Annotated in this window: 8 protein-coding genes; all 8 read right to left on the bottom strand. The window is 40.7% G+C overall.

Features of this window, described 5'->3' with window-relative positions; all coding sequences use genetic code 11:
* Position 1: 1 nt before the first annotated feature.
* The 8 genes from H589_RS0113865 to H589_RS0113900 all read right to left on the bottom strand — a co-directional run bounded on the left by H589_RS0113865 (position 2) and on the right by H589_RS0113900 (position 12,368).
* Positions 2 to 1,975, bottom strand: a complete 1,974-nt coding sequence (locus H589_RS0113865; protein ID WP_027722586.1) for a DUF6785 family protein — start codon at positions 1,973 to 1,975, stop codon at positions 2 to 4.
* 17 nt (positions 1,976 to 1,992) lie between these two features.
* Positions 1,993 to 6,849, bottom strand: a complete 4,857-nt coding sequence (locus tag H589_RS0113870; protein ID WP_027722587.1) for an FtsX-like permease family protein — start codon at positions 6,847 to 6,849, stop codon at positions 1,993 to 1,995.
* 19 nt (positions 6,850 to 6,868) lie between these two features.
* On the bottom strand, positions 6,869 to 7,603 hold the full coding sequence (locus H589_RS0113875; RefSeq protein WP_027722588.1) for an ABC transporter ATP-binding protein: 735 nt from the start codon (positions 7,601 to 7,603) through the stop codon (positions 6,869 to 6,871).
* Between the two features lie 38 nt (positions 7,604 to 7,641).
* Entirely contained in the window at positions 7,642 to 8,319 is a 678-nt protein-coding gene (locus H589_RS0113880) for an ABC transporter permease (protein ID WP_027722589.1), read from the bottom strand.
* Positions 8,320 to 8,684: 365 nt separating this feature from the next.
* On the bottom strand, positions 8,685 to 9,473 hold the full coding sequence (locus H589_RS0113885; RefSeq protein WP_027722590.1) for a polysaccharide deacetylase family protein: 789 nt from the start codon (positions 9,471 to 9,473) through the stop codon (positions 8,685 to 8,687).
* Positions 9,473 to 10,636: a glycosyltransferase family protein gene (locus H589_RS0113890; RefSeq protein WP_027722591.1), complete on the bottom strand. Its 1,164-nt coding sequence runs from the start codon at positions 10,634 to 10,636 to the stop codon at positions 9,473 to 9,475. The genes H589_RS0113885 and H589_RS0113890 overlap by 1 nt, the downstream gene beginning before the upstream one ends.
* Positions 10,633 to 11,250: a histidine phosphatase family protein gene (locus H589_RS0113895; protein WP_027722592.1), complete on the bottom strand. Its 618-nt coding sequence runs from the start codon at positions 11,248 to 11,250 to the stop codon at positions 10,633 to 10,635. Before H589_RS0113895 ends, H589_RS0113890 begins: the two co-directional genes overlap by 4 nt.
* A 2-nt stretch (positions 11,251 to 11,252) precedes the next feature.
* Positions 11,253 to 12,368: a glycosyltransferase family 4 protein gene (locus tag H589_RS0113900; RefSeq protein ID WP_027722593.1), complete on the bottom strand. Its 1,116-nt coding sequence runs from the start codon at positions 12,366 to 12,368 to the stop codon at positions 11,253 to 11,255.
* Between the last annotated feature and the right edge of the window lie 23 nt (positions 12,369 to 12,391).

The raw sequence follows: 12,391 nt of genomic DNA on the forward strand, positions 1-12,391 counted from the left end.
ATTAGCCGGGAAGAACCTGATAACTTTGTCCGGCATAAAGTCCGTATAAAGCCCATGCTCCGCCCATGAGAAAGTCACCCATGATCAGACCAAAAAACAAATAACGGACTCTTTTAAATAATCCGACTCCGCCGTACCGCAAGGTTAACTGGTTACACATCCATCCAAGAAAGAAACTGAACCATAGAATCTTCATAGCAGAACTGTATGCTGTCAGATATCCGATTGGGTGCAGTGGCCACCATGGAAGACGGTTATAAGCCGCAACCAGAGTCAACATGACAATCGCTCCGACAGTGGCAAATGTTGTCACCCAGTGGCTGGCTGCAGCCGGTTCCTGAATTACACGTACTACATTGTCGTAGACCGTCATGGAAGTTCTGGTGGCCCAGTCCAGCTGCAGTTCGCGAATGCCGTATTTGTAGCATACAATCAACATTGCTCCGAAAGAGACAGCTACGCCGAGCAGGATTATTGAGATAATTCCAAAAAGAAAAAGGCGTTTGTTTTTGATCCATTCATTAACTTTAGAACCGTGCACCAAGGAGGGCATGAGAGATTCACGCAGGTCAACAAAAAGTATTTTTTGACAAATGGCTGTGATGGCAATACCGGCTGAACCGAAAAATTTAGTCCCGAACATTGCTGTTACGCAGTCGAGCGGGGCGGCAGTTAATGTAAAATATGCGATACCGCCCTGACAGATTGCTTTTGAAGCAACCAGTGTGAAAATAAAGAAGGCTATAAGCACAACTAATGCCACCAGCATGGGGATACCGAAGTATACGCACCAGCAGAGAAGCAATGCACTTGATATTACAAGCCCCCAGAAAGAAAAGCGCAGTGACATCCATTCTGAGGCACTTTTAGTTGATTGGGATCCGAATGCTTCGCGTATGACTTGCATCAGATGCTGGCGGGCCAGCCAGACAATGAAACAGAAAAAGACAAGATATGCTCCGATCATTTGTGTTTCCTCTGGTCTGGTCAGTGTAGGTCCGAAGGTAACCCCAAGGGCGGAAGCTGGGATGTTAAGTCCTGCAACGTTAAGCAGTCCATAAAAGAGTCCTCCCAGCAGGAAAAAGAACCAGAAGCTGAACGAAATCTGCCTGGATGCGAGGAAAGCAAAGCCGACGAAAGCCGGATAGAAGTATATTTTAAGTTTATAGAACCCAGAAAATAGTCCTGTTTTGGAGAAATAAGTTCCTGCTAAAATTAAAGTAGGGATTTCAGGTACTGACGGAATGTAAAAATGGAGACCGTTCATAAGATGCAGGCAGACGCAGAAAATAAGGCCGATCAGGAAAAATTTATTTCCCAGAAAAGAGCCGTATAATCCTTGGTCAAGAGCCTCTTCCATAAATCGTGGTAACTGCAGAAGAGGGAAATTAAGTCGTTCGTTTTCAACCCATTGCCGACTGAAAATATTGGTCAGGCAAAGCATTATGAAATAGCATAGCAGGATAAAAGCACCCCACCATAAAAGTGGTGTTATCCATGCTCCCCACGGTATAGATTTGAGGACATCAATATTATCCATGAAAGGACCGCCTTTGATGCCATTGTATAGTTGTTCTACAGCAGTAGGATCTGTTGGGTGCAATGCGTCGGGCAATAACGGCTGTAAAATTTCTTTCCATTTATTACCGATAGTTGCGAAATGGAAAGGAGCCGTTAGATTAATGAAGAATGTTCTTGCAAGCCCTGTGTATGAAATACCTGACACAATAACAGTTAATATCCATATTGTCATAAGATCCAGTCCTGTCATGAGCGGACTGCTACGTAGGATCTTATGATGAATCGCTGATATTGCAGTCAGCCAGGCCAGTATAAAAAACGGGGCCAGAGGAAAGTGTCCGCCAGCCAGCGGGGTTGCATTTAGATAGGCATTGTTAAAAGGCGTAAAAGCACAAATGATTAATCCAAAGATAATGCCCAGTGCTATGGCCCGTTTTCTTATTTTACCATGCATATTTTGATATCTCGTATTTAAAGATCTGCAAGTTTTTTCTTAGTATTCAATCCTGTGAATCCGAAAGCCATCATTTCAGGTATTTTTTCACGGAAAGATTTCTGTTTTTCAGGGTCAAGGGAACGCCAGACAAGGAATTGCTTCCTGATAGCGTTGATAAAGTTTTTATTTAATCTTTTCCATGCTCCGATTTCTCCGGATTCACGGTTGATTATTAAAGCTGCTTCCAGAAACTGAGGATGTTCTGTGGATGGCCTAAATTTAATTTGAATCATCTGTTTAACACCGAAGTCAAATGGAGCCAGCCAAACCCTTACATCAAAGTGAAAACAGGTTATATGATCAGGGCAGCCTTCCAGTAGGTCGCATACTGATTTTGGAAGTGCTTCCTGCTCAAAGTTAACTTCTATTTCCGAGGTTGAGAAAATTCCGTGTGAAACCTCAGTATGAGCTTCAAGATATTCAAGCAGGAATCCTCCTGCATCTTTCTGTTCATCATGCTTAAGCAGGAAGGGCAGTGTTGTTTCGATGGAGTTTGTTTCCGAGTCAGGCATTTTCCATGAACGGTTTACGTCTGGAATAGCGATATTCGCGGCGACTCGTGATGGATAAATAACCGAAATAAGGGTAACAGCAATGACCAGAATCATAGCGGCAACACCAGCCATAGATGAATAGTTGGCTGTCATGCCGGCCCATAGCGGCGTTCCAGCCAGCAGACCTGAGGCCGTTTGAGCAATCAGATAACCTACAACAACACTTATTACCGCAAAAGCAACAGCTTCAGCAATAAACAGGTAAGATACGTGTGTCGGAGCCATTCCTATAGAAGTGTAAACGGATATTTCTTTTTTTCGTTCATAAACACTTGTAATCATAGTATTTAAGACAATGAGTGCAGAAATTATCAGCGGGATGATTATATTCGGCACACCTGAATAGTTCATGCTGTCTGAAGCCTGACATATATAAGTTCCGCTATTGTCGCAGCTGAAAATGGGCAAGCCATAGCGGTCAACAAGTCCATTGATTGTTTTCTGTGTAAAGAGTCCTTTAGCAGGGGCAATTGCTATAGCTTTAAGATTTCCTCCCATAGCCATGAGGGTCGCGTATGGAATAATAGCGGTTACTTCTCCTGAAATATGATTATAGCGGCCTTGAAAGGTGTCAATCTCTTCACCTGACTCAATGGCGTCAGCTTCAACTTCACTGAGTTCCTGCGCTGCAGCTGACGGGAAAATCACAGGGGTCATGGGCTCTCCGTCGAGATCAGTGTGTTCAGTGAATTTTTTGCCGTCAAATATTCCGGTTAGAGTAAATTTACTGCCCCACACATTAACTGAATCTCCGGCTTTGGTTTCCAGACGGTCAGCCATAGCTTTGGAAAGCAGTATTTGTTTGCTTTGTCCCGGTAAGAGCCACGAACCGTCAACAATAATTTTGTTTATGCCGCTTATCGTAGGTTCTTTATAAGAGAGTCCTATGAGTCCTTTAACCTCTTCCTGTTTTCCTTTGTAGCTTATTGGTGTGACGGCAGGTGTTGTTTTATCATTAAGTTCAATCCATCCGCGCGGAGCAACTAGTCCACTTTCATCAAAATCATTGCTGACTATACCAAGAGTTTCGCGGGGTAGATCTCTCCATCCGATGTTTTTCATGAACAGTCCGAAGTAGGGCTGATTTTCACTAAACAGCACATACGTATGCTCCCGTAGTGACTTAACAGCGGTAAAGCTCATGATGGTGAAGGTTAAAATAGTAAGGGTCAGACAAGTAAGGAAAGTTCTGAGTTTCCTGCGACGGAGGTTGCTTACACCTATAACAAAAGCAGAGGTGAAAGCTTTCCATTTACTTATTTCAGATGTTTGGGTCCTATGAGCGCGTTGTTGCAGCAGAATCATTTCTTTTTCAAATCTGAAAAAGATAATTAAGGAAACCATTACTGATAGGCCAAGAATGAAGAATGCCAGAATAACAACCATAGGGCTGTATGTTAACTGGAAAGCCGGATGTACTGAGTAAATAACAGCAATAACAGCCGAAAGAATTGCCAGAAAACCAATAATTCTTTTATGAATATCTGCAAATGAAAATATTACCCGTTCCATGCAGTAAGCAAACGGGATGAACAGGGCTATGTAAAATAAGACCCCTACAAGTACATCTTTTTGAGTCTGATCAACATCAATATAGACTCTTGATGCCAATGCCCACGAAGTTCGGGCATTTTGCATAAAATCGTCATAGCGTCGTTCACGCCATGCTTCCTGTGCCTTGGATAAAGCCGAAGTTCCTTTCTGTTCAAGGGTCCTGATACGTTGGTTTACAATGCCGTGCGATTCAAGGTTATTAATCCTTGGTCTGAGCAGATTCCACATATCTTCAGCAGCTCGATGATCTGTTGCAGGTATAATCGGCCAATCTTTTATATTATATCCGTTTCCCGCAGGATCATTTGGCTTGGAATGAATAAGAATCATCTTCCTATTGAGCAAGGTGTCAGACAGAGTCATTTTAAGAGGTACATCAGGTTCAAGGAAAACACTGGCAATGGTTGAAGAACGGGTATCTATACGGCTATACCAGTAGTGCATGGGCTCAGCATCCCTTGTACCGTCAAGAACTTCAACTTTAGTCATGTAACGAAATGTTCGTGGAGTCAGTAGGTCAAAAAGTGTAGTTTGCCGACATGCAAACATGATCACCTTTGTATCCATATTAAGTCTGTGCATTTTTAGTCTATAGGCATTTTTACCTGTCTGCCTTTTATCAATAGCCCAGACTATATTACCTTCATCTGAAAATTTGTATCCTTCAATAATAAGCTTTGGCTGCACTATTTTCTTTGATGCAACACCGCTGAATTTAAAATCTCCCTCGGAGTCAGCCAGAGAGTAAAATCGTGTTTTACCTTGAAAAGCCATAAAAATTGTACCAGGAGCAGCCTGATCTGCAAAAAGTTCACCCTGACGGATGAAACGAGCCTTGCCGTGTACCTGTGAAAATCCTTTGCGGGGCTTTTTAGTGGTTAATTCTTTAGGAGTATTGGATATTTTTCTGATAAGCCCTTCTATAAGCGAAGCCTGCTTAGCGATATTATTCCAATTTATATTTTCGATGCTATCAAAAGGAGTCCCCCAATATTCTCGCGCATCATTGACCGTGGCAAAAGTAAAACTTAACTGGCCTGCTAATGTCCCAATCTCACTACTGAATTGAGGCTTATCAAGAAGCCATGTCTGCCATGGACGTGTACGGTCTGGGCGTAGAGTATCTTTGTAGAGACCTTCGGTTCCGGTCTCTTGTTCAACAATGGGTACAGCATCTCCTAAGATATTATTTATCTGCGAAAATGTACGGGAGAGGTTAATTCTTGGGCGAAGTTCATAAAACCAACCTTCGCCGAATGCTCCAACCCCTTCGCCGTGACTGGAAAGATGCAGTGATACAGAGCAGGCAAGTTCCTTTGAACGTACGATACTACGAAGTTTTCTTGCACTTTTGATGGCATTCAGCTGCTGCTTGGTGTCATGCTTGGTAATTAAGACTTTTTCTTTGAGCTTAGGGAACAGGCTCTTAATCTCAGCCATCTCTTCCGAAGGCAGATTAGAATAGTCTGTCTTCCATGAAATGCGGCGCAATAGTTTACGCCTATTATCAAGTTGAACGATTTGTTTTTGATCAATATTTTTCTGTAAACGCTGGCTCATCAGTTCTTTACTGATAATATCGGCTTCATCTTTAATTTGATTTTTTATTGTTTTGTATAGCAGTTCATAGAGTTCTGGATTACCTGTCGCAATTTCCGTAGCCAGCGGGTTATCATTCTCCAGTCCTTCCAGAATTCTTGAGGCGTTGTTTTTCTTTTTGCTTAGCTCTACTTTAATTTTTTTAAGAATTTTACTTTTACCGGAAATAGCATTTATAAATTCGCGCATTCCACGCAAAGACTGAGCATGACCAGTCGTCGCTAACAGTAATACAGAGCGTTTTAGTGGATTTGCTGCTATCTTTCTGCCTATATCTAGAAGTGAAGCCACAGACAAAGCTTCATCTGCACCAGGAGCATCCCCCATAATATATGATGAACTGTCGTAAAAAGATTCAATGACAATAAGCTGTTCAGCCATTTTAGGGTCACTGCCTTCAATCATGCAGTAAACATTTTCGGCTTCAATACGCTTCCATCTGCTTTTTGAGTGCAGAGTCCCCGTGTCAGAAATAAGCTGTTTAATGCCGCCTGAGACAACGCCAAGCTCTTTGCGGGCATCGACGGCACTTATATAGTAGCGTGGAAAATCAAGCGGGGACAATTCGAGTTTTTCTTCAAAGAATCCTTTTATACTTTGCCCATTATCAATATAAATGAGAGCAGATGCGCCAAGGCTGGCTGCATTCAACCAATTTTTACCTGAATCAAGGTCCATAAGAACAATGGAGTTTTTAACTGGAAGTCCGTTAAAATCTTTAAGTTGTCCATGGCCTACATAAATGACAGGGCCTGATAATCCTTTTTGGGGAGTAGAAGGTGGGGATATTGCATTTAGTTTTGCAGGCTTAATGCTGATTTCTTTTCCGTCTTTACCAACAGTAAATCTGGTTTTAGAACTAACTATTGCGGGAGCCAGAAAGAGCTGTCGGCCTATTTTGAAATTTCCAAGTTCTTTAAATCTTTTTTCAATATAATCAGCAGTTTTTTTAGCCCCTTCGGAGCCAAAAGAACGATCCCCAAACATAGAGAGATCGGTTATAGTCTGTCTTATTGGATCAATTGAGCTGTGCGCTTGCTGTGGTACTAAAAAAGAGACAAGCATAATTATGCATAGCAGCATGGGAAGCGAACGTATTAAATATTTGGGAGATGTCATTGTCATCAAAGCAGGTCTCCAGTGATCATGCCATGCTGATACGGCCAACATCAATATTCAGCTGGTCACGTTCTTCGATTTTTTTAATAAGTCCGTCTTCGATCCAGACCACTCTGTCAGACGCATTGAGCATTTTATAGTCATGTGTTGCGGTAATGATTGTTACACCGCGTTCTTTACTTAAATGATTCATGAGTTTAATGATCTCTTCTCCGGTAGAGAGATCAAGGTTTCCTGTAGGCTCATCTGCAAGGATGATTGCCGGATCGTTTGCAAGAGATCTTGCAATTGCAACTCGTTGCTGCTGCCCTCCAGAAAGTTCCTGTGGTTTATGATTGTAGCGTTTATTCAGTCCTACAAGGTCAAGCAGCTCAATTCCTTTGGCAACGGCCGCATCGTTATGAACTCCGGCAAAAATCATGGGTAGAGTTATGTTTTCCAGGGCTGTCATAACCTGAATAAGGTTGAAGGTCTGGAAAATATAACCGATTTTACGGTTTCTGAGCCATGCCAGTTCAAATGCATCAAGCTGGGCAATATCGACTTCATCAATAAATACTTTACCTTCTGATGGCTTATCAAGACCGCCTATCATATTGAAAAGAGTCGATTTTCCAGAGCCAGAAGGTCCCATTATAGATAGGTATTCTCCTGCATATATTTCAAGGTCTACACCTTTAAGAGCTTGTACATCAGTACTGCCGAGTTTGAAGCTTTTCTTAACTCCGGTTACTCTGACTATAGTATGTTGATCGGCCATATCTTTCGCCTTAATGTAATTCGTTAAGTTAATTAAATTTATTCTTCAGTACGCATAGCTTCAATAGGGCGCATTCGCGCGGCAATGAAAGCAGGGTATAAAACTCCGAGTAAGCTAAGTCCCAAACCAACTCCAATCGAATAAAGTATTGAAAGTCCAGCTTCTTGCGGGGAAAGCATGGTCAAAGCCTCAAATCCGAATCTCAGCATGCCGATTATGATAGATATAAATGCTCCGAATATTGCTCCAAGTAGTGAACCAGTGACTCCCTGCATGGACGCTTCGAGCACAAAAAGGCGGAGCACAAAGCTGTCAAGTGCTCCGAGGCATTTCATTGTACCTATTTCGCGAAATCTCTCAGTTACAGCCATAAGCTGCGCATTAACAATACCAACTGTGCAGACTAGCAGTGATAAAATTACAATCCATCGTTCTTTGGCGCTGCCACCCGGTTCATACCCGGTTTTATCAAGCATTTTGATAATATCCGGATTGCCGGAATTATAAAGTCCATTGCTGATGTCCGAACCGATAAGCACATAGGCCAGAAAGGATACTGCTAAAATCAGGCTGGTCACCGTAACCATATTACGTAAAAAACGTGATTTTAAGCTTTTTAAACTGATCTCAAAAGATTTCTTAAACGGAAGAACCACCAAAGCCGCAATATCTGATGGTGAATCCGAGTTTTGGAAAGGTATTCTTTTTTGTGCCATATTTTGTCCATATATTATTAGGCAGGATGCACCTGTGTAACCAAAGGATCTTAAATTATTTATTAAGTAGTATTCAATTTTTTGCTAAATCCTGCAAATTTATGACATACCTCAGTTAAGTAAATTATCTAATCATATATTAGATTCCAATGCATAGAAGATTAAACTTTTATACTCAATAAATAACTGAAATATTGTGAATTGCAAAGAAAAAATTAGTCAAATAGGCGTACTTTTGTATGATTATTTATTTAGCAATATGAAGTGGAGTCAAATATCCATTGCAATAAATTTTCTATGAAATTTCATACTATGTTAGTGAAACACTCGTACACAGAAGACTAATGAAGAATAGGGTGAGTTGGTTATGGAAGCATGTCTCTGATATCTTTGATTTGAAAAGAAGGTGTATCTTTAATTTTGCTCAATAGATAATCAAGAAAAAGAAAGGATGTCTTGTTCATACGCTGATGGTGAAGCATAAATCCTGCGTAATCGGTTTGAACAGCTTTTTCTATCTGAGACTGTAATATTTGAATACCTGATTTAGGATTTTTCTCTTTTACAGTATGTAAGTCAATATTTATGGGAAGGTCAGGAAGGTTATCAAGCGGGCAGGGCGAAACATTGATGCTTCGCGAAATGGCAACAAATCCAAGATCAGAGAGACTGTTCATTGTATCACTTGTGCAGCGATTCCATGGAGGAGTAAAAAAAGGACAAAAATTTTCGCCAAGAAGAGTGCTTAGTTTTTGCTGGCCTTTCTTTAATTCTGCTTTGACTTTATTTTTATCGCGAGATGGGCCGAATTCGAATTTTTTTCCTTCTTTTTCACAGTTAATGTGGCGGTAGCCATGCTGATGCAGACACCATAAATTAAGTTCCGGCTTCAAGGTATCTAAAAGACTGGCGACACGAGATTCATTTGCCCATGCAGGAACAACCGCAAGGGATAATGGGACTTCGTGTTTTTTAAATACACGGATCATTTCAGAAAACTGATATCCTGAATATCCTATATCGTCAGCTCTAAAAAAAACATCACATCCTTCTTCAGGTATGATTTTTTCAAGATGATTCCACCAGAAATCAAATGAATTGATCAGTGTTGAAATATTATTCTTCCAGATTGACGCAACAGGCCTATATGACATTAATTTTTTCCATATTCTCTTATGATATCAGCAGATGTATTTGCTCCATCCAAATCTATCGCATGACATTGCGATGTGCGGCAACTCATCAACAGGGCGTTTATAACATTATCCATACTGGACGCAACTAGATCTTTAGTCTCTAAAACTCTAAGCGGAATATGTTTAGCCAATTTTTCAGCACGCATACGCTGTTCATGGTTATGAGCAAAAGGTAAAACTGCCGTAGGGATACCAGAGGTTAGAATATCCATACAAGTGTTATATCCGGCCATAGAAATCATAGCGTCGGCAGCGGTCAGCAGGTTCGTAAAATCAGATGCAAATTTTTTTACAGTGATATTTTTAAAATTTTTTGAGGAGTTATAAAGGATATTAAAATTTTCTTGATCGTAAAAAGGCCCGGTCAGCATAAGCAATTTTGTCTTTTCAGGAGAATTGCATGAAAATGATTTAAACACAGCCTCCATAAGAGGTTTCCCTACTTTGCCGCCTCCAGCGCTTGCGATGAGTAATTTTTCGTTTACAGCAATGCCTAAACTTTTCCTGATGGATTCACGAACACCTTTATCTGGCTTGCGGGCAGTAAAACCTGTGTATGAATATGGAATAGTAATTTGATTCAGAAGTTGGAATGTTTCATCAAGACTTGCAATTTGGGGGTCAGAATGTATGAGCAGCAGGTTAAAATATTTATTAAGATATTTAACTACGCGTTTTTCGTGTTTTCCTCCATCATCTCTTTCCACCAATATATCACGTAGTGAACAGATTACTTTTATGTTGCCAAGTTGACCGTCTTTTATGGCATCAAGAACTGGTAAAAGCTCAAAGCGGAAAGCCTTTCGTCCGAATGGAAATAGTTCAATAAGAAATATATCAGGCTTTTCCTGTCTAAAAATATTCAAAAGAGATGTTGCACGATTTTTTTTAACTTCTTCAAGGTCAAGGCTTGGATCGGTAGTCATTAAACCACCGAATTTTTCATCCATGCACAGTCCAGGCAGTTGAATATATTTTATGTTTAATGGTAGATCCTGATCAGGTTTACTCCCACCTGCAACAAAAAGAACCTCTTCTTTGTCCAGAGCGCGAGCGATTTCGAGACTGCGAAAAAAATGTCCCATTCCAAGGACATGTTGGCAATAATGTATAATTTTCATAAGATATCATTCAATCTTTCAATAGAAAGGTTTCCATCATATTTTAACCAGTGCAAACGTCTGCGTTTAACAAGCTTTGGTTTGTCATCCATAAAATCATGACCGGCAAGTTTATAAATCACTGTTTTTAAAACGCCTTCGTGGGCTACAGCAAGTACTTTTGGATGTTTCTTGTCTACCATTTCTGCCACTTTGCCAGCTCCATGAATAAGTGCATCAATTCCTCTGGCAGATGTTATTCTTCTGTTTTCACCATTTGGGGGGCAGAAATCCCATCCTTTAGAAATCTCTTCATCCAACATGCCTGGAAATTTTTCATTAAGTTCTTCAAGTGTCAAACCGGACCATTTTCCCCAGTCCTGCTCGCGCAGATCTTTTAGTCTTAATGTTGGAAGGTTGAGTCCTTCTGTAATTATTTCAGCTGTTTCAATTGCTCTTCCAAGATCGCTGGTAATCACTGCATCGAATGATTCTGGTTTGATTGTTTCTATCCAGCTTGCAGCCAGTTGGCGGCCATGATCTGTTAACGGGGAATCAAAATGGCCTTGAATTCTATTTACTGCATTCCATTCGGTAACTGAATGTCTGATTAATGCTATATGTACTGATTTCATATTTACCTCCGGCTTGTTAATTGGATTAATCTAGATTCAACTCCCATCAGGTTCTTTTTCATATTAAAATATTTTTCAATTCGTTTTGGTGCTGCGATGCTCATTTGTTTACGTTGTGATTTATTACAAATAAGTTTTAGAATATTGTCAGTCAGGTTAGAGATATTTCCTTGAGGCGAAAGCAGTCCTGTTTCACCTTGGGCAACGGCTTCAGATGGGCCACAGGTTGAATATGCAACTATAGGCAGCCCGCAGCATTGCGCTTCGAGATAAACCATTCCAAGTGATTCATTAATTCCGGGAAAGGAAAATAGATCCGCGGCGCTGTAATATTTATACAATTCGTTGCGCGGTATTTGTCCAAGAAAAATTATTTTATTACCTGCTTTTTTGTAAGCAAGAGATTCAAGCCTGTCTCTAGCTTCACCGTCACCGGCAATAATCAGTTTTGTATCCGGATTAGTTTTGGTGACTGAGGCAAATGCTTTTATCAGGTCCGTTATGCTGTCTGCTTTAACATCATTGCGCAGCATTGCGGTGCTCATGATTGTCGTAGTGCCATTTAATTTAAGCATTTTCCGAATATCATTTCTGCCTTTCATGCAGAATTTAAATTGATCAGGATCAATTCCGGGATAGGTTCTGGAAAGTTTTTCAGGCAACACTATGCGTGCTAGATTTGTAAAGTCAATTGCCTTATTGGCGAATACATGATCCGCATGGATAAGAGCACTTTTGTTAGACATGTAGCCGAGCCATGTCTTGTAGTTTCTTCTGTATTTTGTGGCGAATACACCTTGGTATATTGCATACGGAATTTCAAGTACTCTGGCGATTCTAGGTCCGAAAAGGTCTGGAGATTTGTAATAGCTGTGGTACGTAAGCCAGATATCAGGATTGAAATCTTCAACTCTATTCAGCGTTTTTTTGTATTCATATAAAAGAGCAGGCCATTTATGAGGTTTACTCATAATGTTGCGCATGCGCATATGACTGGCAATTTCAACTTCATGCCCCTGATTACACAGAAAATCGTGTAAACTTTTTCCGATCATGAGATCCCCGGAAGGAACTTTGTGGTTAATCGGTTTGGGCGGGGCAAAAAAAGCAATCCGCATTGATGCTATGTCCTTCTTGCCTT

Origin of the sequence: Maridesulfovibrio zosterae DSM 11974, assembly GCF_000425265.1 — a bacterium.
GTDB lineage: Bacteria > Desulfobacterota > Desulfovibrionia > Desulfovibrionales > Desulfovibrionaceae > Maridesulfovibrio > Maridesulfovibrio zosterae.